The sequence below is a fragment of the Arthrobacter sp. 9AX genome, from assembly GCF_902506095.1.
Taxonomy (GTDB): Bacteria; Actinomycetota; Actinomycetes; order Actinomycetales; family Micrococcaceae; genus Arthrobacter.
Window position 1 is genome coordinate 397,174 of sequence record NZ_LR733293.1, and the last position, 25,751, is coordinate 422,924.

Below are 25,751 nucleotides of genomic sequence, written 5' to 3' on the forward strand. Positions count from 1 at the left end.
TCACCTGTCCAGTACGGCTTTGAGGAACTGCCGGGTGCGGTCATTCTGCGGATCCGACATCACCTGCTTGCTCGGTCCGATCTCCAGCACGCCCCCGTTGCCCATCACCATGATGCGGTCCGAGACGTCGCGTGCGAAGTGCATTTCATGGGTGACCACGAGCATGGTCATGCCCTCGTCGGCGAGGTCGCGCATCACGGCGAGGACCTCGAGGCCGATTTCAGGGTCGAGGGCTGACGTCGGCTCGTCGAAAAGCATGACCTTGGGCGACAGTGCCAGGGCCCGCGCAATGGCGATGCGCTGCTGCTGGCCGCCTGAGAGCCGGGCGGGATACGCGTTGGCCTTGTCGGGAAGTCCAACGTGCTTGAGCAGCCTGTTGGCGGTCTCCTGTGCTTGCTCCTTGCTCGCACCGAGCACTTTCCTCTGCGGCAGGGTGATGTTCTCCATGACGGTCAGGTGGGGAAACAGGTTGAAGCTCTGGAAGACCATCCCGGTGACGCGCCGGAGGTGGTCCAGGCTCGCCTTGTCCGGCAGCTTCCCGCCGGCAACAACTTTCGCCCCGCCGATTTCGATGATGCCTTCCGTTGGTGTCTCCAAGTAGTTGAGGCAGCGCAGGAACGTGCTCTTACCCGCTCCCGACGGCCCGATAACCGACACCACCTCGCCCTCGCTCATCACCAGATTCACATCCGACAGGACGCGGGCCGCTCCGTAACTCTTGCCGAGGCCGGAAACCACAACTTCGCCCGAGAGCGCGATGGAGGGAGTCTTAGTGCCAAAACTGAAGCTCATTTTTGGTTCCTTTGGATAAATGAGGCAGATAACCCTGAGATTGGGCCCGCCGGCGGTTTCGTGCCTGGGGGCTGAAGACTTGCTCAGAGTTGAAACAGGCTGTGGCTTGCGTCACCGCATGTGCTGCACATCACCCTAGACAGTCACACGAGACCTTGTCTAGATCTGTGATCACAAATCACAGAATATTTTTTGGCGCAATGAGGGCACGGGGAAGCAACGTTGTGGGGTGCTGTTGAGGACGGCGGGGATGAAGAGGGGAAGGCCCAGCTCAGGGCCCGTGTTCCCGACTGGCCAGTTGCGGGTTGATGGGCCGCTTAGGGCGCGCCCTGTTCGGCGAGCCGGCTCTTGATCCGCTCGCTCGCATCAAGGAGGGAAGCCTCGTTCACGGCTGCGGCGGCTGCGGGGTCGCCGTTCCGGGCCGCGGTCACCAGATCCTGCTGGTACCGCCACAAGGAATCGTCATTTTCCGCATCGAGGGACCCCTGGGCGCCAACAATCTTGTAAGCGCGGCATTGCTGCCAGAGTGCCCTGATCATCTGGAGCAGGACCGGGTTGCCGGCGGCCTCGTAAAGGATGGCCAGCATGGCTTCGTCGTGATCCAGCAGGGCAATGACCTGGCGTTCATCAATGGCCTTGCGCATCAATTCGTACTCGGACTGCATCCGGTCGCAGTCCTGGGGCGTGACGTTTTCGCTGCCCAGCCTCGCCGCTTCGGTTTCCAGGAGGCGGCGGACGTCATAGACGTGGATCAGTTCCTCGAAGCTCAGGCTCTTGACCACTGCACCCTTGTGGGGTTGGCGCTCCGCGAGGCCCGTCTCTTCGAGCCTGCGGATCGCCTCCCGCACGGGCATCACGCTGGTTCCGACCTGCTCGGCGAGGTCCCGCACCTTAAGCCGGGAGCCGGCAGGGAGGTCCCCACTGAGGATCGCGGCGTGAATCACCGCATAAACCTGGTCCGTCAGCAGGGTGGGTTCAGCGCGCTTGGATATGACCACGAGTCAAATATACGGCCGGGAGGACCGCGCCCATTCGCCGAGGGCAGTAACGCTTCCGGGGAAGGAAGAAATTTCCGGAAAAGGGGTTGTGTGATCTGTGATCACATTTTAGGGTGGTTTGTGTCACACCGACGCAAGCGGATCTTTCCAGCCTGGCCCCCGGGGCAGGGCGCCCGGTGGAGCGGCAACGCCCGACGGCGGCGCGGCCGCGCAGGCGGGCACGTCCAGGAAGCACGCGTCAGTTCAGCCCCATGAACTTCCGGGGGACCGCCCCCGTGGTGGCGCCTTCGACACCAAGAGACAAGCAACAACAGCAAGGAATAGAGAAGATGAAAGACGCAGTAATCGTCGGCGGCGGGCTCGCCGGACTTTCGGCAGCCTGGCGGCTTCGGCACTGGGACACGGTTGTCCTGGAGTCCGGCGACCGCGTGGGTGGACGGATTCGCTCGGAACGCCGCGGCGATTACTGGCTGAACTGGGGCGGGCACGTCTTCGCCGGTGCCGGATCCTCCACGGATGCTTTGCTCAATGAGGTGGGCGTCATGGCGGTCCAGATCCCGGGCTCCCTGCAGGGCCTGTCCATGAACGGCAAGTTCATCAAGAAGGGGCACATCGCCACATATCCGTTCCGTATTCCGATGTCCCTGGCCTCCCGTGTGGACACCCTTCGTGCCGGCATGAAAGTGGTGAGCGGGGTGGCCAAGTACACCGGCGTGGTACGCAAGCGCGTAGGGGAGTCCGGTGCCATGCGGCAGCAGCGCATCTATGACTTTGCTAATGACACCTCCTTCCAGGACTTCATCGGGAACCTGTCCGAGGATGCTGCAGCGCTGTTCAAAACCACAGTCACCCGGTCCGCCGGCGACATGGACGAGATCTCCGCCGGCGCCGGCATCGGCTACTTCAGCCTGGTCCTTGGGTTTGGCCAGGGGCTCAGCCAGGGCATCGTGGGCGGCCCGTCCACCCTGACCGAATCCATCGCCGCCGCACTGGGCCACCGGATCCAACTCGGTGCCACCGTCCACGAAGTGGTGCACAAGAAGGATTCCGTGGTGGTCCGCTACCGCCAAAACGGAGCGGAACACGAAGTGGAGGCCCGCACGGTGGTCCTGGCTACCACCGCAGACGTGTCGCACAAGATCGGCGTGGACCTTCCCGGGGACCTGCGCGGGGCACTGAGCCAGATCAAGTACGGCCCGCACGTCAGCACCGCATTCCTGACCAACGAGACCACAGGCCGTCCCTGGGATGACATCTACGCGATCGCTGCCCCCAAGCGCTCGTTCGCGATCGCCCTGAACCAGGCAAGCATTGTCCGCGGCACCGAGTCCGTGCGCAAGCCCGGCGGCAGCTTCATGACCTTCTCCCCGGCCAGCCTGGGCCGTGCCCTGCTGGAGAAGAGCGAGGAGGAAGTCATCAAAACGCACCTCACCGACCTCGGCCAGGTCCTCGGCCACGGCTTCGCGGACAGCGTCGTTGAGGCCAAGGTGGACCGCTGGAAGAACGCATCGCCTTACTGCTTCCCGGGCCGGGCCAAGATCCAGTCCACCCTGATGCGTGGAACTGACCGCGTCTTCCTGGCCGGCGACTACATGGGAACCCTGTACACGGAAAGCTCCATCACCACCGGGTTTTCCGCAGCCCAGGAGGCCGCCAGCGTACTGGCCACCCACCGCCAGGCACCGCCCCACGCCGGCTTGTCCGTCGTCGCCTGACCCCACCTGACCCCACCTGACCGACCGTCCCCACGTACTCACAGCCCCACGTACCCACAGCAGAGGAATCTTTCATGGCCAACAACCTGCGCGGTGTCCTCACCGCACTGTCCACCCCCTTCAACCAGGACGAGACGATCGACGTCGACACCCTGCGCAAGATCGTGGACCGCTCCATTGACGCCGGCGTCGACGGCGTCGTCGCCGCGGGTTCCACCGGCGAGGTGGGAGCACTGTCCTCGGAGGAGCGGCTGCTCCTCATCGAAACCGTCATCAAGCAGGCCAACGGCCGCGTGCCGGTCATCGCCAACACCGGCGCCACCTCCACGGCCGAAGCCATCCGGCTGTCACAGGCCGCCGAGAAGCTGGGCGCGGACGTGCTCATGCTGATCACCCCCTACTACGAGCCGCTGTCGCTGGAAGAAACGGTCACGTACATCAAGGACGTAGCCCGGTCCGTGAAGATCCCGGTGATGCTCTACAACATCCCGGCCGTCACGGGCGTCAACCTGGACCCGGCAACCGTCCGTGCCCTGGCTGAAGAAGTGGAGAACATCCGCTACATCAAGGACTCCAGCGCCAACTGGGAGCAGGCACTCCAGCTGATCCACCACCACCCCGACGTCATCGGCACCTTCATCGGCTGGGACGTCTACCTCTACAGCGCTCTCGTCGAGGGAGCCGCCGGCGTCATGGCGGGCACGGCCAACGTGGTCCCCAACGAGATTGTCGCGGTGAGCCGCCGAATCGCCGAAGGTGACCTCTCCGGTGCTCTGGAGCAGTGGAAGAAGGTCTACCCCGTCATCGACGCCCTGCTCTCGGTGCCGTTCATCCCGGCCGTCAAGGCCGGCCTCACCCTGCTGGGCCTGCCGGCCGGCTCGCCCAAGCGCCCCACAGCTGACCTCGATGCCGCAGATCAGGAGCGCATAAAGCGCGCCCTGTCCGCCCTGTACCAGACTGTCGGATAACCCATGGGCAGCGATTTCGAAGCATTTCTTTCCAGCGTTTCCGATGCCATCTGGGCGCCCATGGCCTACGTGGTCCTGGGCCTCGGTGTCATCTACTCCGTGGCTACCAAGGGGGTGCAGTTCCGCCGGATTCCGGACATGCTCCGCCAGCTGAAGGACAGCGAAGGCGGGGAAGGTGGCCTTTCCTCCTTCCAGGCCCTCGTGCTGGCACTGGCCAGCCGGGTTGGCGTGGGCAGCATCGCCGGTGTGGCCACCGCCGTGGGGGCCGGCGGTCCGGGAGCCCTGGTCTGGATGGCCATCACCGGCCTGGTGGGCTGCACGGTGGGCTACGCCGAGGCAACGCTGTCCCAGACCTTCAAGCGCCAGGTCCAGGATGAGGACCGCCGCGACGCCAACGAGGACATCGGCGGTATGCCCTACTACATCAAGTACGGCCTGAAACTTCCCAAAGTCGGAGCGCTCGTCGCGGTGCTCGGCGTCGTCGGCTACGGCTTCATCTTCCCCGGACTCCAGGTCAACACGATCGCGGCCAGCGCCAAGCTCGCTTTCGGCCTGGACAGCTGGATCCCGGCCATCCTGGTCACGGTCCTGATCGCCCTGGTCATCTTCGGCGGCACCACCCGCCTGGTCAAAGTAACCCAGGCCCTCGTTCCCGTCCTGGCCATCGGCTACCTGCTCCTGGCACTGGCCGTCATCGGCATCAACATCGGCAGCGTCCCCGCCGCCGTGGCACTGATCTTCCAGTCCGCCATTGGCATGCACCCGGTCCTTGGCGGCATCGCCGGTGCAGCCGTCGCGTGGGGTGTGCGCCGTGCGGTGTTTGCATCATCCAACGGCTTGGGCGAGGCCACCTTCGCCGCAGCCGCGGCCCGCACCTCCCACCCGGGCAAGCAAGGCCTGGTCCAGACCTTCAGCATTTACATCGATGTGCTGCTGATCTGCATGGCCACCGGGCTCATGATGGTGGTCTCCGGCAAGTACAACGTTTCGGACGGGTCCGGCGGCTACCTCGTCAACAACCTTCCGGGCGTCCCGGTCGGCGCCAACTGGGCACAGGAAGCCATCGACACCCTCGTTCCCGGCTGGGGCGCCGGGTTCGTCGCCGTCGCCGTGCTCCTCTTCGGTTTTACTTGCCTGCTGGCCTACTTCTACGTGGCCAACTCCAACCTCCTCTACCTGCTGGACGGACGGCCCGGACACGGCTGGAAAACGGTCCTCAAGCTCGGCACCATGGCCATCGTGTTCTTCGGATCCATCGTCAACGCCCAGTTGATGTGGGCCGCCGGCGACATCGGGCTGGGCCTGATCGCCTGGGTCAACCTCATCTGCCTCGTCTTCCTGTTCCCGTTGGTCCGCAAGATCTACCGCGACTACGAACGGCAGCGGAAACTCGGGCTGGACCCCACCTTCGACCCCGAGGCCCTGGGCATCGAAGGAGCCGACTTCTGGGAGAAACCGGTCCCCGTCGAACACCACCACCATCACCTCCTTCACACCAGCCACCCCTCTGAAAGGACACCGGGCAAACCATGACAACCGCAGAGAAGACCCTGTTCACCGTCCGCCGGGCGGACACCGCCCCAGCACCCTCGCTTCCTCCCTTCGGCCAGTTCATCGGCGGGGAATTCGTAGCGTCCACTTCGTCGTCGACCGTCGATATCGTCAACCCGGCCACGGAGGAAGTCCTGACGCAGGTCCCCGCCGGTTCGGTTGAAGACGTGGACGCGGCCGTTGCTGCGGCCGTCGCCGCCAAGGAGGCCTGGGCAGCGAAGACGCCGAAGGACCGTGCCGCAGTGCTGCTGCGCATCGCGGACATCGTCGAGGCGAACCGGGACGTGTTCGAAACCCTGGAAGCCGCCAACACGGGCAAACCGGCAGCGGTGGCCGAAGACGACATCTCCAGCACCATCGACACCTTCCGGTTCTCCGCCGGCGCGGCCCGCGCCTACAGCACCCTCGGCGCGGACGACTACGCCGAAAACCACACCTCGGTGATCCACCGCGAGCCCGTTGGCGTGGTCGGTGTCATCACGCCGTGGAACTACCCGCTGCTGATGGCCGCCTGGAAGATCGCCCCGGTCCTGGGCGCTGGGAACACCCTGGTCCTCAAGCCTTCGGAGCAGACGCCGCTCACCACCCTGAAGCTGGCCGAACTCATCGCCGGCGAGGTTCCGGCCGGCGTCGTCAACATCGTTACCGGCCCGGGACGGGTGGTGGGGAACAGGCTCTCGGAACACCCTGACGTGGATCTGGTGGCCATCACCGGGAGCGTGGGCAGCGGCCAGAAAGTCGCCGCCAGCGCAGCCGCGTCCGTCAAGCGGGTCCACCTTGAGCTCGGCGGCAAGGCGCCGGTGGTCATCTTTGCCGACGCCGACCTCGAGGCCGCTGCCAAGGGCGTCCGCAGTGCCGGGTTCTGGAACGGTGGCCAGGAATGCGGAGCAGCATGCCGTGTCCTGGTCCACGAATCGGTGGCTGAAGAGTTCACGGAGCTGCTGGTCCGGGAGATCAACGAAATCTCCGTGGGCACTCCCGGTGCCGGCGACGTCGAGATCGGCTCCATGATCTCCAAAGCCCACTACGAGCGCGTCCTCGCCGCACTCGACGACGTCCGCAAGGACGGGCTGACGATCGCCGTCGGCGGCCACGCCATCGAAGGGCCCGGCTACTTCATCGAACCCACCGTTGTCACCAACGTCCCCGCCGGAGCCCCGATCACCTGCAACGAAATCTTCGGCCCGGTGGTTTCCGTGGAAACCTTCACCACGGATGAGGAAGCCCTCAGCCGGGCCAACGAAACCATGTACGGGCTGGCAGCCTCGGTATGGACCAAGGATTCCGCCCGCTCGCTCACCGCGCCCCGGCGGCTGGACTTCGGCACCGTCTGGGTCAACTCCCACCTGGTCATCGCCACCGAAATGCCGTGGGGCGGCTTCAAGGGATCCGGCTACGGCCGCGACCTCTCCAGCTACGCCCTGGACGACTTCTCCCGCACCAAGCACGTGATGTACAACCGCGGCTGAGCGGTGCCTTCAGGCATCGGTGTGCACCCCGGGAATGTATCGGGGTGCACACTTCGTCGTTCCGGGGAATTGCCACCCTCCCGCACTTGATGTGCGTTTTCCGATGATCCTCTCTCACCCGATGTCGCATTTTGGGCATCCCTCTCTCACCTCCGCTGCAGCGTCGGCAGGCCTGTGGATAACTTCTGCGGCATCCAGCTGTATCGGGGCACAATGCCAGCATGCGAAAGCAACTCTTACCCACTTCATTGGCGGAAGCTCCCTTCACCTTCAGCTCGGCCAGGGCTTCCGGTGTCACGGTCAATCGGCTCCGGCGCAAGGACACGATCAACGTCGGCCGCGGCCTTTACCGGCCTGCAGACTGGGACTTTGATGTGGAGGGGGCGGCCAGAGCCTTGTCACAAGTATCGCCGGGCGCCTGGATATCCCATGTGACCGCGGCCCGGCTCCGCTGCCAAGTGCTGCCCCCGTGGCTTGCAGATTCTACAGAGTTGCATCTCAGCAAACCGCGCTCGCTGCCGTCGGTTCGCAGGAAGGGCATTTTCGGCCACACCGTCACTGCTTTTGACGACGAGATTGAACTGGTGGACGGCATCCGCCTGAGCACCCGGTCCCGCACCTGGCTCGATCTGGCACGGATCCTGCCGCTCAATGATTTGGTGTGCATGGGGGACCAGCTGATCCGCATCCCGCGCATGGATTTTGAGGGCCGGTTTCAGCCCTATGACACCGTGCCCGGCCTTCGGACTTTGGTGGGCCGTCACTCGAATCTCCAAGGCATCGTCAGGGCGCGTGAAGCACTGGATCTGATGCGGGTGGGTTCCGACTCCGTGCCGGAGTCACTGCTCCGGCTGGCTATTACCGACGCCGGCCTACCCGAGCCGGAGCTACAGGTGCCGCTGCGCGCCAGAGACGCGAGGTCGCCGTCGGCCGATCTCGGTTACCGCCATCGTCGCCGTGCGATCCAGTACGACGGCGGCCATCACCTGAGTGAGGCCCGGAACCTTAGCGACAGGAGGCGGGACAAGGCCTTCGAATCGGCCGGCTGGGCCGTCCTGGTCTTCGACAAAGAGGACCTTGCTGACGACTTCCAAGGCGCAGTAAAACTCGTTAAACGCGCGCTGCGGAACGGCTGGCTTGACCATCCCCAAGGGTCAGGATTTGCCAACGGTTAGACAATACGGGAACGTGCACTGCAGCAGCCCCTAAAGCCGTGACGCTCTCCCACCCGGTGAGAGAGCGTCCGGCCAAAACCCGCATCAAGTGAGAGAGCGTGCGGCCAAAACCCGCATCAAGTGAGAGAGCGTCCGGGGGGGGTTACCGGAGGACCACCGTGCGGTTGCCCTGCAGGATGACCCGGCCTTCGCAGTGCCAGCGGACCGCGTTGGACAGGGCCTTGCACTCGGTATCGCGGCCGGCAGCCACCAGGTCCTCGGGCCCGTAGGTGTGGTTCACTTCCACGGTCTGCTGGGCGATGATCGGTCCCTCGTCCAGTTCGGCGTTCACGTAGTGCGCGGTGGCACCCACGGTCTTCACACCGCGCGCGTACGCCTGGTGGTACGGCTTGGCGCCCTTGAAGCTGGGCAGGAACGAGTGGTGGATGTTGATCGCCTTGCCGTCCAGCGTGCGGGTCAGGTTGTCGCTGAGCACCTGCATGTACCGGGCCAACACCACAAGCTCCACATCGAACTCGTCCACCAGTTCCAGCAGCCGGGCCTCCGCCGCGGGCTTGGTGTCAGGGGTCACGGGTACGTGGAAGAACGGAATCCCGTGCCATTCCACCAGGGCCTGGTGGTCGGTATGGTTGGAAACCACGGCCACCACGTCCACCGGCAGTTCACCGATCCGGGCACGGAACAGCAGGTCATTGAGGCAATGCCCGAACTTGGACACCATAATCAGGACTTTCCGCTTGAAACCGTGCCGTTCCAGCCGCCAGCGCATCCCAAACTTTTCCGCAACCGGACCAAAAGCTGCCCGCAGCGTGTCCGCGGTGGAGGCATCGCCGTCGGACGCGAAATGCACCCGCATGAAGAAGTGTCCTTCGGAGCGTTCGCCGAACTGCTGGTTGTCGATGATGTCGCAGCCGTGCTCCAGCAGGAACCCGGACACGGCATGGACAATGCCGGGTGACTCAGAGCAGTCCAGCGTCAGGACATGATCGACGGTGGTGGGGGTGGCGGCAGGGACAGTTTCAGTCTCAATGGCAGTCATGGCTCAGCACTCGATTACGTTGACGGCAAGGCCTCCGCGGGAGGTTTCCTTGTACTTGGTTTTCATGTCGGCTCCTGTTTCGCGCATCGTTTTGATGGCTTTGTCGAGGGATACCTTGTGGCTGCCGTCGCCGTGCAGGGCAAGGCGGGCGGCGTTGATGGCCTTGACGCTGGCGATGGCGTTGCGCTCGATGCAGGGGATCTGCACCAGCCCGCCCACCGGGTCGCACGTCAGGCCCAGGTTGTGTTCAATGCCTACCTCGGCGGCGTTCTCCACCTGGCCAGGCGTCCCGCCCAGCACCTCGCAGAGCCCGGCGGCGGCCATGGAGCAGGCCGAGCCCACTTCACCCTGGCAGCCCACCTCGGCACCGGAGATGGAGGCGTTGATCTTGAACAGGATTCCGACGGCGGCCGCGGCCAGCAGGAAGCGGACCACGCCGTCGTCGTTGGCTCCCGGGACGAATTTCACGTAGTAGTGCAACACCGCCGGGACGATGCCCGCGGCGCCGTTGGTGGGCGCCGTGACGATTCGCCCGCCGGCCGCGTTCTCCTCGTTTACGGCCAGCGCGAACAGGTTCACCCACTCCATGGCCCGCAGCGGGTCCGTCTCGCCGGTGTCCGCTGTCAGGGTCTGGAATAACGACGGCGCGCGGCGGCGGACGTTGAGCCCGCCAGGAAGGATTCCTTCCGCGGCGCAGCCGTTGTCCACGCATTCGCGCATCACCGCCCACAGCTTCAGCAGTTCTTGCCGCAGTTCCGCCTCGGTCCGCCACACCAGCTCGTTGGCGAGCATCACGTCGGAGATGGACATGCCTTCGCGCCGGCAGGTCTCAAGGAGCCCGTCAGCCGTGCTGAACGGGTACGGGAGGACAGTCGAATCTGCCACCACGCGGTCGCCGGCGTCGGCGTCCCCGTCCACCACGAAGCCGCCGCCGATCGAGTAGAAGCTCCGCTCGCTGAGCACGGCGCCGGTATGGTCCAGCGCCCGGAACGTCATCCCGTTCGGGTGGGCCGGGAGGGTCTTGCGCCGGTGCAGGACAACGTCCTCGTCCCAGTTAAAGTCCACCCGGTGGTCGCCGCAGATCAACAGTTCGGCGTCGAGCGCCGCGGCGGCCACCTGGTCATCGGCGGTGAAGGTGTCCACGGTTTCGGGGTCCAGGCCCTTGAAGCCCAGGACTACGGCCTTGTCCGAGCCGTGGCCACGCCCGGTAGCGCCGAGCGAGCCGAACAGTTCGGCCTGGACGCGGGTGGTGGAGCTCAGGTGTCCTTCGCCTTTGAGCCCGTCGGCGAACAGCTTCGCTGCCCGCATCGGGCCGACCGTGTGTGAGGACGACGGCCCGATGCCAACGGAGAACAGGTCCAGGACGCTGAGCGCCATTTAGGGGACCTCGGGGGAGGCGTACTCCCGCATTGCGTCCAGGAGCCAGCGGCCCAGGAAATCGGCGAACGAGGCGCGGGGGAAGATCCGGAAGGACTCCTCCCCGGTCTTCCACAGCACCACGGGGATGTTGCCGATTTCGGTGGACAGCGCCGTTCCGGCCGACAGGACGCGGGGGTGCAGGTCCAGCGAGCAGCCCTTTTCCAGGACTGCACCGGCCCGCGGGCCGGTGAGCTCAAACGTGGTGCGGTTGGCGGAGAGATCAACCACCTGCCCTGCGCCGTCCGCGAGGGCTTCGTGCAGTGCCTGGATCAGGTCGCCGCCGAGGGACTCGTGGGCTTCCGTCGGTGCCACCACCAGGAATTCTTCGGTGCCGAGCCACAGGACGGAGGTATCGCCCGTGCCACTGACGCCGCCGCATGCTGCGGGCAGTCCGCCGGTGACGGCGGCTATGCGCTGTCCGGCGTCGCTCTTCCGGTCAACCCGGAGGCCCACCATGGTCAGGAAGGAGACTTCGTGCAGTTCCACCACACCCTGGACGGAGCCGGATTCAAAAGCTTCGCCGAGCGGGGCGGCCGGGCTGACGCGCAGGGAGAGGTTCTTCTGGGCGGAGTTTGCGGGTGCTGCTGTTTCAGCCATCTTTGCGGGCTCCTTCGGGGTCAAAAAGTACGGTTTCTGCGACAACAACGTCCACCAGCTGGTCGCCGGCGGCTGCCACGAGGGTTTCGCCGATCCGGTTGCGGCCGTTCTTGATCAGGGCCAGGCCGAATGACCTGCCCAGTGCTGCGCTGTGGTAGCTGGAGGTGACGAAGCCTTCCATCGGAACCGGCCCGTAGGCGGGGTTGGTGGAACGGCCCTTCTCCACGAGCTGGGTGCCTTCGGGGAGCCTGATGCCGCCGTCCACCGGCAGGACGCTCACCAGGTGCTTGCGGTCCTCACGCTGTCCGTCAACCCGGGCGTAGGACCGCTTGCCGATGAAGTCCTTGGCCTTGGAGACAATCCATTCCATCCCCGCGTCCTGCGGCGTGACGGTGCCGTCGGTGTCCTGGCCAACGATCGGGTAGCCCTTTTCGGCGCGGAGCACGTGCATGGTTTCGGTGCCGTAAGGGGTGATGTTGAATTCGGCGCCGGCGGCTGCCACGGCTTCCCATGTGTTGAGCCCGTACCAGGACGGCACGTTGATCTCGTAGGCGAGTTCGCCGGAGAAGGAGATGCGGCAGACCCGGGCACGGACACCGGAGGCGAGGGTGATTTCGCGGAAGGTCATGAAGGGGAAGGCTTCGGCTTCCAGCCCGCCGTTCACGGCCAGTTCCGGTGCCACCTTGGCCAGGACCTCACGGGACTTGGGCCCGACGACGGCGATGGTGCTCCACTGTTCGGTTACCGAGGTGCAGTGCACGTCCAGCTCCGGCCACTCGGTCTGCAGCCATTCCTCCAGCCAGTCCAGCACCTTGGCGGCACCGCCGGTGGTGGTGGTCATGAAGAAGGTTTCCTCGTCAAGGCGCAGGGTCACGCCGTCGTCGAAGATCATGCCGTCAGGGGTGCACATCACGCCGTAGCGGGCGGAACCCGGGGCGAGCTTCTTGAACGCGTTGGTGTAGATCCGGTTCAGGAACTCGCCGGCGTCCTTGCCCCGGATTTCGATCTTGCCCAGGGTGGTGGCATCCATAAAGCCCACGGATTCGCGGACGGCTGCGCATTCGCGGAGCACGGCGGTGTCCATGTCCTCGCCGGCCTGCGGGTAGTACCAGGGCCGCTTCCACTGTCCCACGTCCTCGAACAGGGCGCCCTTGGCGACGTGCCAGGGGTGGATGGAGGTGACGCGGGCGGGGTCGAACAGTTCGCCGCGCTGGCGTCCGGCGAGTGCCGCGAATGCCACCGGGGTGAACGGTGCCCGGTAGGTGGTGGTGCCGATGTCGCCGATGCCGCGGGAGGCTTCTCCTGCGGTACGGAGTGCGGCGGCAATGACGCCGATCGCGTTGACGCCGGAGGTCTTGCCCTGGTCGTTGGCGGTGGAAATGGAGGTGTACCGCTTGATGTGCTCGACGGACCGCATGCCGGCTCCGGTGGAACGCAGCACGTCAGCCACGGACTGGTCGCGCTGGAAGTCCACGAAGTGGTGGTGCCAGTCGTCCGGGGTGCCCTGTTCACCAGGGACCAGCCACAGCTGGCGGGTGGGGGCGGAGACCTTCGGCTCACCCAGCGGGGAAGGTTCGACGGCGGAACTGAAGCCCGCGGCGATGGCCGCCTTCGCGCCGGCGGAGGTTCCCTCGGCCAGGCAGTCTGCCGTAGTGAAGGAGCCGCGGCCCGAGCCGATGGTCTGCTGGTTGGGGACTACGGTGCTGGGCACAAACGCGGCCAGGTCTTCATCCCAGCGCAGCTTGCCCTGCCGCTGTGAGTGCAGGTGCACCAGCGGGCTCCAGCCGCCGGACACAGCCAGCAGGTCGCAGGTAATCTTTTCGATGCCCGAGGTGAGTTCGCCGTCGCCGTTGATGCTGCGGACGGTGACGCCATCCAGGCGGCCGTCGGTATCACCGGAGGTGTTGGCTACCGCGCTGCCGATCAGCACGCGGGTGCCGGCGTCGACGGCGGCGGCTGCCACGTCGGTCAGCTGCGGACGTGCGTCCACCACGGCGGCGATCTTGACGCCGGCGGCGCGCAGGTCAGCGGCCAGGGCGTAGGCGCTGTCATTGGTGGTGCTGATGACAACGCGCTGCCCGGCTGCCACGGCGTAGCGGTTGAGGTAGCTGCGAACGGCGGAGGCCAGCATGATGCCGGGCCGGTCGTTGTTTTCGAACACCAGCGGGCGTTCGTGCGCGCCGGGAGCAAGGACCACCTGGTTGGCACGGATGTGCCAAATACGCTGTCGGGAAACTCCGGCAGCGGCAGGGGAGGACAGGTGATCGGTCCGGTTCTGGACAGCGATGACGTAGTTGGCGTCGTAGGCGCCGAAGGCCGTGGTGCGGTTCAGGACGGTGGACTCGGAGCCGGAGACAAGCTCGGCCTCGACGTCAGCCACCCATTCAAGGGCGGGCTTGCCTTCGATGGTCTCAGCCAGTCCCGGTGCGGTGGAACCGGAGAGGAGGGAACCGCCCAGTTCGGGCTGGTCGTCCAGCAGCATCACGCGGGCGCCGCTGCGGACGGCCTCGCGGGCTGCTGCCAGGCCTGCGGGGCCGCCGCCGATCACCAGGACATCGGTGTGGACGTACTTCTTGTCGTATTCGGCGCGGTCATCAGCCGGATCCAGCTTGCCGAGGCCGTTGAGGTACTCCGCCTTGAGCCCGTCCACCAGGGTGACGGTGGTGGCGGGGAGCATGGATTCGGCCACGTGCCCGGGGAAGCGGGGCTGCACCTTGACCAGCGCGTTGGCTTCCTCCACGCCGGCGGACATAATGCCGCGAGGCCGGTCCTCATAGAGCGAGTTGCCGGCAGCGACGCGCCCGTTGGCCAGCAGGGCAGAGGCGAGGGTGTCTCCCGGGTGACCGGTGAACTCCTCGCCGTCCACGGTGAAGCGCCAGGAGATGGTGCGGTCGATGCGTCCGCCGGCGGCGAGCCGGGCGTTCTGGGAAGTCACTTGGTTGCTCCTTCCGGGGCGGTGGTGCTGGAAGTGGGGGAGGCGCTGGTTGCGGCGATGCTGGGTGCCGCGCTTCCGGTGGTGGTGCTGTCGGCGGCGGTGCTGGCGGTGCCCGTTTCGGCGGTTACCTTGCCCACTGCATCCGGCCGGGGCGAGCCCATCGGGTAGATCGCCTGGATCTCGTAGGTGACGGTGTCGCGGAGCATGTTGAACCACTGGCGGCAGCCCGTGCTGTGCAGCCAACGCTCGGCGAAGGCGCCCTTGGTGTTGTCCCGGTAGAACAGGTACTCGGCCCATTCGCGGTCGGTCAGTTCGTTCGGGTTTTCCGGGTAGGCCACGTGGGCCTGGCCGCCGTAGTGGAACTCGGTCTCGTCGCGCGAGCCGCAGTTGGGGCAGGAGATGAGCAGCATGTGCGTCTTCTTTCTAAAGTGCGTCGGGCGGCTAGTGGGCGACGGCGGCAGCGCCGTGTTCGTCGATCAGGGCGCCGGTCTCGAAGCGCTCCAGCGCGAACGGCTTGTTCAGCCTGTGCGGTTCACCGGTGGCGATGTTGTGGGCGAAGGTCATGCCCGCGGCGGGGGTGGCCTTGAAGCCGCCGGTGCCCCAGCCGCAGTTCACAAACATGTTCTCCACCGGGGTGTTGCCCACAATCGGCGAGGCGTCCAGCGTGGTGTCCACGATGCCGCCCCAGGTCCGGAGCACGTGGGCCCGGGCGAAGATGGGGAAGAGTTCGACGGCGGCCGCCATCTGGTGCTCGATCACGTGGAACGAACCGCGCTGGCCGTACCCGTTGTAGGAGTCCACGCCGGCGCCCATCACCAGTTCGCCCTTGTGGGCCTGGGAAACGTAGACATGCACGTGGTTGGACATCACCACGGTGGGGTGGACCGGTTCGTGCAGTTCGGACACCAGCGCCTGCAGCGGGTGGGACTGGATGGGGAGCCGGAAGCCGGCCATTTCGGCCAGCACCGAGCTGTGGCCGGCTGCGGCGAGGCCCACCTTTTCGGTGTTGATGGTGCCGCGGTTGGTCTTGACGCCCACCACGCGGTTGCCGTCCTTGACGAAGCCGGTGACTTCGCAGTTCTGGATGATGTCCACGCCCATTTCGTCGCACTTGCGGGCGAAGGCCCAGGCCACGTGGTCGTGCTTGGCGATGCCGGCCCGCGGCTGGTAGGTGGCACCCATCACGGGGTAGCGGATGTTGTCGCTGATGTTCAGGATGGGGCAGAGTTCCTTGACCTGCTGCGGGTCCAGCCACTCGGCGTCCACACCGTTGAGCTTGTTCGCGCCGACGCGCCGCATGCTTTCGCGGACGTCGCCCAGGGTGTGGGCAAGGTTCATCACGCCGCGCTGGCTGAAGAGGAAGTCGTACTCGAGCTCCTCGGGCAGGATTTCCCAGAGCTTGAGGGCGTGCTCGTAGATGGCCGCGCTCTCGTCCCAGAGGTAGTTGGAGCGGATGATGGTGGTGTTCCGGGCCATGTTGCCGCCGGCCAGCCAGCCCTTTTCCAGGACGGCGATGTTGGTCATTCCGTGGTTCTTCGCCAGGAAGTACGCGGTGGCCAGGCCATGCCCGCCGCCGCCGACGATCACGGCGTCGTAGGAGGACTTGGGCTCGGGGTTGCGCCAGAGGAAGTCGGGGTGCTCGGGGAGCTGGTGGGTGCTCACTTGGTGGCTCCGATCAGGTCTGCTTCAAAGGCGGTAACGGTGGTGCCTTCGTTGAGGTGGGGGTAGAGGGGGAACTGTTCGGCAAGGGCCGTGACGCGGCCGCGGAGTCCGGCGACGGTTGCCTCGCCAATGGTGCCGCTGCCTGCAGCGGCGATGAGCGCCGTCGCGATGATGTCCGCAACCTCGGCGAACTCGGTGGCGCCGAAGCCGCGGGTGGCCAGCGCCGGGGTGCCGATCCGGAGGCCGGAGGAGACCATCGGCGGGCGGGGGTCGAAGGGGACGGCGTTGCGGTTCACGGTGATGCCGATCTTGTGCAGGGCGTCTTCGGCCTGCTGTCCGTCCAGCTCGGAGTTGCGGAGGTCCACGAGGACCAGGTGGACGTCGGTGCCGCCGTTGACCACGGAGATTCCTGCTGCGGCCACGTCGTCCTGGAGGAGCCGTTCGGCCAGGAGCTTGGAGCCCTGCAGGACGCGTTCCTGGCGTTCCTTGAATTCAGGGCTGCCGGCGAGCTTGAAGGCCACGGCCTTGGCGGCGATGACGTGTTCCAGCGGGCCGCCCTGCTGGCCGGGGAAAACGGCGCTGTTGATCTTCTTGCCGTACTGCTCCTTGGCGAGGATCACGCCGCCGCGCGGGCCGCCGAGGGTCTTGTGCGTGGTGGTGGTAACAACGTCCGCGTAGGGGACCGGGTTGGGGTGCAGGCCCGCTGCGACCAGTCCGGCGAAGTGCGCCATGTCCACCATGAGGTAGGCGCCCACGGAGTCGGCGATCCGGCGGAACTCGGCGAAGTCCAGCTGGCGGGAGTAGGCGGACCAGCCGGCCACGATCAGGCGCGGGCGGTGCTCGAGGGCCAGGGCTTCCACCTCTGCCATGTCGATCCGGAGATCGGATTCGCGGACGTGGTACGGGACCACGTTGTAGAGCTTGCCGGAGAAGTTGATGCGCATGCCGTGGGTGAGGTGGCCGCCGTGGGCCAGGTCCAGGCCCATGATGGTGTCGCCCGGGTTGAGCAGGGCGAACATGGCGGCGGCATTGGCCTGGGCCCCGGAGTGCGGCTGGACGTTGGCGAACTCGGCACCGAACAGTGCCTTCACGCGGTCGATGGCCAGCTGCTCCACCACGTCGACGTGCTCGCAGCCGCCGTAGTAGCGCTTGCCCGGGTATCCCTCGGCGTACTTGTTGGTGAGGACCGAACCCTGCGCCTCCATAACGGCGGACGGGGCGAAATTCTCGGAGGCAATCATTTCCAGCGTGGACTGCTGGCGCACCAGCTCCTGGGCAATTGCCTGCTGGACCTCGGGATCGACTGCGGAAAGTCGCTCGTTCAACTGCTCAACCACGGATGCTCCTTTGAAATACCACTTGTTCAACTACTGATATATCAGTGTGGGAACAATGGTATGATTGCGATCACAGCAGAGTCAATAGCCGGACTGAAAGCGGTGGAGAACTACCGCTTGGGATCCTGCGGGTATCGAAGGATGGAGCGTTGCCTTGAATGCACTTCTTGCCCTGAGCCCGGTGGAGGGGGAAGCCCCCTCGCAGGCTGAGGCGGCGTACCGGCAGCTGCGCGACAAGCTGATCATGTTGGAAATCCGCCCGGGCGAGCCCATTAATGACGGCCAGTTGGCGGCCGAACTCGGCTTCAGCCGCACCCCCGTGCGCGAGGCGATCAAGCGGCTGGAGGTGGACCACCTGGTGGTGTCGTATCCGCGCCGCGGTACCTTTGCCACCACTGTGGACTTCACGGAGTTGGCCGATGTGTCAGAGGTCCGGGAGTTGCTGGAGCCCCTTGCCGCCCGCCGTGCTGCGGGCCGGGCCAACGAAAGCATGCGCCGGGAACTGCTGCAGGTGGCGGACGCCATTGCCGGCATCGATCCCGGGACGGGGGAGTCTCGCGAGTTGATGCGCTACGACCTCATGGTGCACCGGCTGATCTACAAGGCTGCGGCCAACCCGCACCTGGAAGACACCCTGATCCGCTATGACAACCTGGCCACCCGCATCTGGTGCGTGGTGTTGGACAAGGTTCCTTCCGTGACAGGCCACATCACCGAACACGTGGACCTGCTGAAAGCGGTGGCGGCCGGCGACGCGGACAAGGCGGGAGAGCTCGCCCTGCACCACGTCACCAGCTTCGAGGAAACCATCCGCAAAATCCTCTAGCCCGCCCCGGGACGCTCTCTCACTTAACGTCGCCTAAACCGCGACGCTCTCTCACCTAACGCCGCATAAACCGGGACGCTCTCTCACCCTTGAAAGGATGGAATGCGCACCATGCCCGCTGCCACCCGGAACGCACAGGACCACACCGTAAGGTTCGGCTTCGCCTTCATCGGCGTTTTGCTCATCGCCGTCAACCTTCGGGTGTCCTTTGTCAGCGTGGGTCCGGTGCTCGCCAACATCAGCGGGGATCTTGACCTGACAAGTGCTGCAGCAGGGTTCCTGACGGGGCTTCCGCTCATTGCTTTCGCAGTCTTCTCACCCGTGGCGCCCGCCTTCGCTTCCCGCCTGGGCCTCGACCGTGCGCTGTGGATGTCCCTGCTGATCCTGGCCTCGGGCATTGTGCTCCGCTCCCTGCCTGTGCCCGGGCTGGTCTGGGCGGGCACAGCATTGATCGGCCTGGCCATCGCGTTCCTCAACGTCCTGCTGCCCTCCTTCGTCAAGCGCGACTTTTCCACGAGGGTCAGTCAATTGACTGGGAGCTACACCGCCACCCAGGCCGCCGTCGCCGCCATGGGGGCCGCCGTCGTCGTGCCCGTGGCGCAAGCGTCCCCCGGGGGGTGGCGGCTTGCCCTCGGTATCTGGGTGGGACTTGCCCTCATCGCCATGGCGGTGCTCCTGCCATGGCTCCGCCGGCACAGCTACGGCACTGTGAACTCCGCCAAGCCGGCGGCCTCGTACCGGTCGCCTTGGGCATCAGCCTTGGGCTGGCAGGTGACCATCTTCATGGGACTTCAGTCGATCGCCTTCTACGTCCTGATGGCCTGGCTGCCAACTATCGAACAAAGCCGCGGGGTCCCCGCCGCTACCGCCGGAATCCATCTGTCCCTTTTCCTGCTCGTCAGTGTTTTCGCAAGTCTCGGGGCAGGCGGAATTCTGCATCGCGGTTCGGACCAGCGGCTTGTTTCCTTCGCCAGCGGAGCGGTGATGGTTGTGACGTTCCTGGGCCTGGCGATCGCGCCGGACCTTATTCTGATGTGGGTTGTTCTGGGCGCAATCGGGTGCGGAAGCCTCATTGTCATTGCCCTGTCGCTGTTCAGCCTCAGGACCGTGAACCATCCGCAGGCGGCATCGTTGTCCGGCATGGCCCAATCCGTTGGTTATGGCCTCGCTGCCGTTGGGCCGGTGATGTTCGGCGGGCTTCGCGATCTGAGCGGAGATTGGACGCTTCCGCTCCTGGTCACCGCGGGGATCATGGCGGTCCTCGCCGTGACGGGCCTGCTCGCGGGGCGGAACCGGGTGATCAGCCCTTCGGCGTAGACCCCTGTCAGGCCCGCGCCTGGGCTTTGACTGAGGTCCGTTCCACGGCGGGACAGTGCATCTTCGCCACCCCGTCCGCCGCTACCTCGGGTGCTCCTTCGAGTTCCAGCAGCATCCGCACCCCTGCCGCGCCGAGTTCGTAGTGGGGCAGGGAGACGGTGGACAGCGGTGGGCGCAGGTGCGCCGCAATGACTTCCTGGTTGTCGAATCCCACTACGGCCATGTCGTCCGGGATGGACAGGCCGCGCTCGCGCAGCCCGTCGTAGAGGCCCATGGCCATCCGGTCGTTGTAGCAGTACACCGCCGTCACGTCGCGCTTGAGGAGGGCCGCCGTGGCCCCGTACCCGCCCTCCTGGTCCGGATAGGCCTCCAGCACCAGTGCGGGATCGAACGGAACGCCGGCCTCCTCCAGCGCGTCACGGTACCCGCGAAGGCGGCCGTCCTTGGCCGGCGCGGGAATGGTCGCATTAATGAAGGCGATGCGGCGGTGGCCCTGCCGTAGGAGAATCTCGGTGGCTGAACGCCCGCCCTGGACTTCGTCCGGCACAACGGCCCGGGTTCCGGGCTCATGGGAGAAGCAGTTCACCAGCACGAAGTCCGCTTCCCGCAGCGGCGCCGGGATATCGGTTTGCCGGTGAAACCAGGTGGAGTAGAGGATGCCGCGCACTTTGTACTCGAGCATCATCTGGATGGCATCCTGCTCCAGTTCGCCGTCGCCCTCGGTGTTGGCGATCAGGAGCGCATAGCCGTGCTTCCACGCCTCATCCTGGGCGCCATGGATAATCTGGCCCGCGAAGGGTGTGGTGGCAACGCCGTCGGCCACCAGCCCGATAAACCGCGACGTTCCGCTGACCAGGGTCTTGGCCATGGCGTTGGGCCGGTAGCCGAGGGTCCGGATGGCGTCCTTGACCCGCTGCCGGGTTTCTTCGGCGATTCGGGCGCTCTTTTTCTTGTTGACGATCAAGGAGACGGTGGCGGTGGAAACCCCTGCCGCCTCTGCTACGTCGCGGAGGGTGACAGGGTGCGCCCGGTCCGGGGTCCGCGGGGAAGGGGCTGCCGGGGCCGGCTTCCCGGGGCTTTTCTCCATTGAACTCATCTGTCCTCCGTCAGGAGTATATCCGGCTGCTGCGGCCGTCATCCCTTCGTCGCCCCGCTCTCCATTCCCTGGATCATGGCTTTGTTCAGCACCAGGAACACCAGCAGCAGCGGCGTGATGGTGACGCACACGGCGGCGAAGGTGGCCGTCCAGTCCACCTTGCCCATGGCGCCGATGTAGTTCTGCAGGCCCAGTGGAATGGTCTTCAGGTCCTCGGACAGCACAAAGGTGTTGGCGAAGATGAAGTCGTTCCAGATGAAGATGCTGTTCACCAGCACAACCGTCACCACCGTGTTGAGGGACAACGGCAGGGTGATCAGCCCGAAAATCCGGTAGGGCCCGGCCCCGTCCAGTGACGCGGCCTCGTACGTTTCCTTGGGGATGTACTCGTAGAACGAGCAAAAAAGGTACACCGACATCGGCAGGGAGAAGCCGGCCAGCGGAATGATCATCGACTGGTAGGTGTCCAGCAGGTTCACGGCCGAGTAATCGATAAAGAGCGGGACCAGCGCGATCTGCACCGGGACGATGATGCCGATCAGGAACAGCCCGCGCACCAGCTTGCTGAGCCGGAACCCGAGCACCTGGATGGCGTAGGCGGCCATCATGCCCAGCAGGACGATCAAGACGTTCGCGCCCATGGTCACCACAAAGCTGTTCAGGATGTTCCGGCCCAGGTCTCCCGTTTCGAAGGCCCTGGCGTAGTTCTCCCAGGTCAGGGAGCCGGGCAGGGCGAAGGGATCGCCGGTGGCAAAGTCCTCTTCGGTGCGCAGGCTCGTCAGGAACAGCCACGCGAGCGGGTACACCTGCACAATCACGATGAGCATGATCAGCACGCGTGACAGGGTCCGGAACAGGTTGGGCTTACGACGGCGGCGGGAGACTTCCGGCCGCGGCGGAACCACTTCGGGCGGGCTGGCTGGGGCGGCCTGGGTAATCATGAGTCTGCCTTCCGCTTGAGCAGGAACAGGATGAGGCCGACGGCGACGAGGCACTCAATAACGATGAAAACGGAGATGGTGCTGGCGTAGCCGAAATCGGTGCTGGTGAACGCTGTTTTGTACATGTAGGTGGTCAGCAGTTCGGAGGACTGTCCCGGCCCGCCGTTGGTCATCAGATAAGGGATGTCGAAGCCGCGCAGGCCGTACGTCGTGGCCATGATGGTGGTGGTGATCCACACCGGGCGGATGTACGGGAAGCGGATTTTTGTGAACAGGGTCCACCGGGACGCGCCGTCCAGGACTGCCGCTTCCTCGAGTTCCTTGGGCACGGCGATCAGCGCCGCGTAGATGATGAGCATGTACAGCCCGGTGAACCGCCAGCCCTCCGGTGCCGATACTGCGGCGAGGACAGTGTTGACGTCCGAGAGCCAGGGGCGTTCCAGGCTGCCCAGTCCCATCCAGTGCAGGAGTTGGTTGAGCAGGCCCACCGGATCGATGGAGTAGATCCGGACGAACAGGAAGGCGATGGCGACGGTGGAGATCACTGCCGGCAACAGGTAAAGGGTCTTGATGAGCTCCCGCCCCCGGTGGAGGGACGTGAGCAGGCTGGCCACCAGCAGCGCTCCGCCGAGCTGCAGGACCAGGCAGATGGCCAGGTAGAGCAGGGCGTTCAGGAACGCGCGCCAGAAGATGTCGTCGGCAACAAACATGCGGACGTAGTTGTCCAGCCCCACAAACTCCATGTCGCTGATGCCGTTCCAGGAGAAAAAGCTCAGGAACAGTGATTGGAGGATCGGGAAGAGTACGGCTGCGCCATAGAGCAGCAGCGGCGGAAGCAGGAAGACCAGGACCGAGGTCCGCGACCTGTTGGGAAGCATCCTGTTGGGTTGCATGGAGTGCCTTTACTTGAAGAACTTGGGCGCGTTCTGGGCGATCGTGTTGTCCATGGTGGCGGTGAACTGCTCGGGCGAGATGTTGCCCTGCACCAGCAGGACGAGTTCCTGCTGCAGCCGTCCGTTGGTGGTGGGGTCGAGCTGGGTGTCCCAGGGCATGGCCTGCTTCGAGCCCAGGTCCTTGGCCTGGTCCAGCGCTTTCCGGTAGAGCGGCGTGGCGTTGGCCGGGAGGGTGGTTTCCACGGTGGTGGTGGGGGAGAGCGCGCCGGTGGCCGCGTATTCGGCGGGGTACTTCTGCAGGGCGAACTTCAGGAAGTCGCTGACCAGCGGGTCATAGGTTTTCGCGTTGACCGCCATGCCAATGCCCGACGGCGAGACGAACTCGTTTGCCGACGTCGCGGAGCCCGCCGTGGTGGGCAGGGTGAAGAAGTCGATATCGTCGCGGACATCCGGGTTCAGTTTGTCGGTGGCCAGGCTGGGCAGTTCCCAGGTTCCGATGTTGTACATGGCGGCCTGGCCTGAGGTGAACTGGTTTTGCGCGTCCGAGTAGCCCTGGGCGGAGAAACCGTCCTGGAAACACTTGGCCTTGCCCAGGTCCGCCATCCAGTTCACGGTCTTCTGGCCCGCTGCATCGGCGAACTTCGCTTCGCCCTTCTTCAGCTTTTGGACGAAGTCCGGTCCGGCGGCCCGGAACGGCTGGTAGGCGATGTAACGCTCCAGCGGCCACTGGTCCTGGCCGTCGATGGCGATGGGGGTGATGCCCGCGTTGCGCAGGGCGGTGCACATGGTGGGGATGTCATCCAGCGACGTCGGAACAGCCACACCTGCCTTTTCCAGCAGGGCCTTGTTGTACCAGATGAATTCCAGCTCGAACTGGAACGGAATCATGAACAGGGAACCGTCGTCGAAGCGCTGGTAGTCCAGGGCCCCGGGGCGGTAGTCGTCGTAGATGTCCAGCGTCTTCAACAGCTTCTCGGCGTCCACCATCTTGCCTTGCTTGGCCAGCTGCTGGGCGAAGGGCGTCGCGTCGGTATCAAACAGCTCGGGCAGCTTGTTGGCGGCGGCGAGGGTCTCGAGCTTCTGGATGTACGAGGGCCGGTCCGGGGTGGTGATCAGGTTCAGCTTGAAGCCGGGGTGGTCCTTGCCGTAGTCGTCGGCCAGCTTCTTCATGATGTTGATGACGGCCCCGTCGGCGGGACGGGAGAGGAGCCACGAGATTTCCCGCGGTTTGATCTCGCCGGTGGGGGCGACGTTGGTGGGACTGGTGGAGGCTCCGCCCCCGCAGCCGGTGAGGGCGAGGGCGGTGACTGCTGCGACGGCGGCAGCGCGGAGCAGGTTTTTCATTGCGGCAATCTCCCTTGATTGGAGCGGATCGGTTGGGTGGGTCGGGTGGAATGAAAGGGTGTGTTCAGGTGTCGGTGCGCTTGCGTACTTCGAAATCGGTGACGGTGACGGACCCTTCGCCGGCGAAGACGCCGATTCCGCCGGCGCCCAGGTCGTAGATGCGCGTGCTGAGCGCCACCTGCCGGTCCACGACGGCGACGCACAGGTCGCCGTCGACGATGACTTCCAGCGTGTGGCTTCCAGGTACGAGGTTGCAGGGACGCTCGAGTTCGATGGCGAAAGGAACATCGCCGGAGACCTGCCACTGCGCGTCGCCGGTAATCGTCCGCGGCCAGCGGTCGAAGACCAGGCGTCCACGCTTCGGTTCGAGGCGGAGGACGTAGGAGTGGTCGCCGTCCGGGGTGGAGCGCAGCAGCAGCCCGCATTCGGTGGTGCCGGCCTGGATGTCGAACACCGCCCTGGCATGGAACTGGGCGGGCATCCGGTTGCCGGTGACGGCGGCCTGGTAGCCGTCCGGCACGTCCAGCCGGAGGGGCAGCGGAGGGAAAGGCGCGGCACCGTCCAGCTCCAGGGGCACCTCGTCCCAGAAGCTGTCCACCAACTCGTCGGCGAAGCCAAATGCCAATGTCCCGTCGGCGTTCTGCCGGGCCTCCAGCACTGCCATGGTGCCCGCCCACTGCCAGGCGCCGTCGTCGGAATTTCCTTCCTTGCTGGCGATCCAGCCGAAGAAGAACCGCCGCCCGTCCCGTTCCGCCGTTTTGGAGGCATAGAAGGCGCGCCCATCGATGGAGTCCCGGGCCGGGACAGTCCAGGGGCCGTCAGGGCTTTTGGCCATGCGGTACCTGGTGGTGAAGTTTTCCGAGAACTCGGAGTAGACCAGGTACCACCAGTCACCCCAGGAGAACACGTCCGGGCATTCGTGGGTGATGTAGCGGCGGGGGTCCCAGAACGGGTCCGTGTACTCCCAGGTCATCAGGTCCCTGGAAGTGCACTGGGCGATGACGCCGCGGCGCCGCTCCGGTCCCTCGGAGTGACGGGCGGCAATAAGCATCCGCCACAGGCCTGCCGGTTCGTCGCGGAACACGAAGGGGTCCCGCCAGTCGCCGGACTCGTAACCGGACGGTGCGCCGAACGTGAGCTCCGGGTGCTTGGCCCATGTACGCATCCCGTCAGCGCTGGTGGCGTGCATGACCAGCTGCAGGGGCAGGCCGTCGGTGCCCAGGTTGGATGGATTCTGCCCGGTGTAGAACAGGTGGTGGACGCCTGATTCGTCGGCGATGATGCTGCCGGTGTAGGCATTGAAGTCCGGGTCAGTGTCCGTTCCGTGGGGGAGGGCAACTCCCTGGTCCTGGAACTGGATGAGGTCCTTGGTGGTCACGAGGTTCCAGGCGGTTCCCGGTTTCGGGTCTGCGCGGATCTCGTGGAGGTAGAAGAGCCAGAACTCCCCGTTGTGCTGGAAGGGGATCAGGTCACCAACCCATGCATCGGAGGGCTGGAAAAATACCTGGTGATTCATCGGCGCTGATGTCCATTCTGCTAAAGCGTTTGATCACCTCGAAGCTAGTCGCAAAATGGCTGATGATCAAGCGTTTTAGCAATATAAATTTCCCTGCTTGGCCGCTCAAATTACTTGTTCGGGTTTCCTTGCCTAAACGCTTGACCAACTCGCTTGCGGCG

General features: G+C 65.2%; 21 protein-coding genes. 7 read left to right on the plus strand and 14 right to left on the minus strand.

Annotated elements, in window-relative coordinates:
- Both BACI348_RS01845 and BACI348_RS01850 read right to left on the minus strand, forming a co-directional pair.
- The gene (locus BACI348_RS01845) at positions 1 to 792 is read right to left on the minus strand and encodes an amino acid ABC transporter ATP-binding protein (protein WP_159823690.1); all 792 of its coding nucleotides are present in this window, start codon (positions 790 to 792) and stop codon (positions 1 to 3) included.
- A 317-nt stretch (positions 793 to 1,109) separates the two neighbouring features.
- Entirely contained in the window at positions 1,110 to 1,790 is a 681-nt protein-coding gene (locus BACI348_RS01850; RefSeq protein ID WP_201298357.1) for a GntR family transcriptional regulator, read from the minus strand.
- A 329-nt stretch (positions 1,791 to 2,119) separates the two neighbouring features.
- Here BACI348_RS01850 and BACI348_RS01855 point away from each other — a divergent pair, with 329 nt between their 5' ends.
- The 5 genes from BACI348_RS01855 to BACI348_RS01875 all read left to right on the plus strand — a co-directional run bounded on the left by BACI348_RS01855 (position 2,120) and on the right by BACI348_RS01875 (position 8,668).
- A complete protein-coding gene (locus BACI348_RS01855) occupies positions 2,120 to 3,505 on the plus strand; it encodes a protoporphyrinogen/coproporphyrinogen oxidase (RefSeq protein WP_159823691.1) in 1,386 nt (461 codons plus the stop codon).
- Positions 3,506 to 3,579: 74 nt separating this feature from the next.
- On the plus strand, positions 3,580 to 4,473 hold the full coding sequence (dapA, locus tag BACI348_RS01860; protein WP_159823692.1) for a 4-hydroxy-tetrahydrodipicolinate synthase: 894 nt from the start codon (positions 3,580 to 3,582) through the stop codon (positions 4,471 to 4,473).
- A gap of 3 nt (positions 4,474 to 4,476) precedes the next feature.
- Complete coding sequence (locus BACI348_RS01865; RefSeq protein WP_159823693.1) at positions 4,477 to 6,006, plus strand: alanine/glycine:cation symporter family protein; 1,530 nt, start codon at positions 4,477 to 4,479, stop codon at positions 6,004 to 6,006.
- Positions 6,003 to 7,493: an aldehyde dehydrogenase family protein gene (locus tag BACI348_RS01870; protein WP_159823694.1), complete on the plus strand. Its 1,491-nt coding sequence runs from the start codon at positions 6,003 to 6,005 to the stop codon at positions 7,491 to 7,493. Before BACI348_RS01865 ends, BACI348_RS01870 begins: the two co-directional genes overlap by 4 nt.
- Positions 7,494 to 7,714: 221 nt before the next feature.
- A complete protein-coding gene (locus BACI348_RS01875; RefSeq protein ID WP_159823695.1) occupies positions 7,715 to 8,668 on the plus strand; it encodes a DUF559 domain-containing protein in 954 nt (317 codons plus the stop codon).
- 142 nt (positions 8,669 to 8,810) lie between these two features.
- On the opposite strand, the gene purU is transcribed toward BACI348_RS01875, so the two are convergent.
- From purU to glyA, 7 genes are read right to left on the minus strand one after another with little or no spacing between them, the layout of a single operon-like run.
- Complete coding sequence (purU, locus tag BACI348_RS01880) at positions 8,811 to 9,707, minus strand: formyltetrahydrofolate deformylase (RefSeq protein WP_159823696.1); 897 nt, start codon at positions 9,705 to 9,707, stop codon at positions 8,811 to 8,813.
- A gap of 3 nt (positions 9,708 to 9,710) precedes the next feature.
- Positions 9,711 to 11,084: an L-serine ammonia-lyase gene (locus BACI348_RS01885; protein WP_159823697.1), complete on the minus strand. Its 1,374-nt coding sequence runs from the start codon at positions 11,082 to 11,084 to the stop codon at positions 9,711 to 9,713.
- Positions 11,085 to 11,723, minus strand: coding sequence for a sarcosine oxidase subunit gamma (locus BACI348_RS01890; RefSeq protein WP_159823698.1), 639 nt, complete (start codon positions 11,721 to 11,723; stop codon positions 11,085 to 11,087).
- Positions 11,716 to 14,658 (minus strand): sarcosine oxidase subunit alpha family protein, encoded by a 2,943-nt coding sequence (locus BACI348_RS01895; RefSeq protein ID WP_159823699.1) that lies wholly within the window; start codon positions 14,656 to 14,658, stop codon positions 11,716 to 11,718. Before BACI348_RS01895 ends, BACI348_RS01890 begins: the two co-directional genes overlap by 8 nt.
- Positions 14,655 to 15,068 carry a sarcosine oxidase subunit delta gene (locus BACI348_RS01900; protein WP_159823700.1) on the minus strand — a complete coding sequence of 138 codons (414 nt, stop codon included), beginning with the start codon at positions 15,066 to 15,068 and terminating at the stop codon, positions 14,655 to 14,657. The genes BACI348_RS01895 and BACI348_RS01900 overlap by 4 nt, the downstream gene beginning before the upstream one ends.
- 31 nt (positions 15,069 to 15,099) lie before the next feature.
- Entirely contained in the window at positions 15,100 to 16,320 is a 1,221-nt protein-coding gene (locus BACI348_RS01905; protein ID WP_050056809.1) for a sarcosine oxidase subunit beta family protein, read from the minus strand.
- Positions 16,317 to 17,657, minus strand: coding sequence for a serine hydroxymethyltransferase (gene glyA, locus BACI348_RS01910; protein ID WP_159823701.1), 1,341 nt, complete (start codon positions 17,655 to 17,657; stop codon positions 16,317 to 16,319). Before glyA ends, BACI348_RS01905 begins: the two co-directional genes overlap by 4 nt.
- A gap of 154 nt (positions 17,658 to 17,811) precedes the next feature.
- On the opposite strand from glyA, the gene BACI348_RS01915 reads away from it, so the two are divergent.
- Together BACI348_RS01915 and BACI348_RS01920 are read left to right on the plus strand one after the other, a co-directional pair.
- A complete protein-coding gene (locus BACI348_RS01915; RefSeq protein WP_159823702.1) occupies positions 17,812 to 18,483 on the plus strand; it encodes a GntR family transcriptional regulator in 672 nt (223 codons plus the stop codon).
- A gap of 102 nt (positions 18,484 to 18,585) precedes the next feature.
- The gene (locus BACI348_RS01920) at positions 18,586 to 19,800 is read left to right on the plus strand and encodes an MFS transporter (RefSeq protein ID WP_236557353.1); all 1,215 of its coding nucleotides are present in this window, start codon (positions 18,586 to 18,588) and stop codon (positions 19,798 to 19,800) included.
- A 7-nt stretch (positions 19,801 to 19,807) separates the two neighbouring features.
- On the opposite strand, the gene BACI348_RS01925 is transcribed toward BACI348_RS01920, so the two are convergent.
- The 5 genes from BACI348_RS01925 to BACI348_RS01945 all read right to left on the minus strand — a co-directional run bounded on the left by BACI348_RS01925 (position 19,808) and on the right by BACI348_RS01945 (position 25,590).
- On the minus strand, positions 19,808 to 20,896 hold the full coding sequence (locus BACI348_RS01925; protein ID WP_159823703.1) for a LacI family DNA-binding transcriptional regulator: 1,089 nt from the start codon (positions 20,894 to 20,896) through the stop codon (positions 19,808 to 19,810).
- 38 nt (positions 20,897 to 20,934) lie between these two features.
- Entirely contained in the window at positions 20,935 to 21,837 is a 903-nt protein-coding gene (locus BACI348_RS01930) for a carbohydrate ABC transporter permease (protein WP_159823704.1), read from the minus strand.
- Positions 21,834 to 22,715 carry a carbohydrate ABC transporter permease gene (locus BACI348_RS01935; protein ID WP_159829701.1) on the minus strand — a complete coding sequence of 294 codons (882 nt, stop codon included), beginning with the start codon at positions 22,713 to 22,715 and terminating at the stop codon, positions 21,834 to 21,836. The genes BACI348_RS01930 and BACI348_RS01935 overlap by 4 nt, the downstream gene beginning before the upstream one ends.
- Before the next feature lie 24 nt (positions 22,716 to 22,739).
- Positions 22,740 to 24,074: an ABC transporter substrate-binding protein gene (locus BACI348_RS01940; RefSeq protein WP_159823705.1), complete on the minus strand. Its 1,335-nt coding sequence runs from the start codon at positions 24,072 to 24,074 to the stop codon at positions 22,740 to 22,742.
- Between the two features lie 64 nt (positions 24,075 to 24,138).
- On the minus strand, positions 24,139 to 25,590 hold the full coding sequence (locus tag BACI348_RS01945; protein ID WP_159823706.1) for a glycoside hydrolase family 32 protein: 1,452 nt from the start codon (positions 25,588 to 25,590) through the stop codon (positions 24,139 to 24,141).
- Positions 25,591 to 25,751 lie beyond the last annotated feature (161 nt).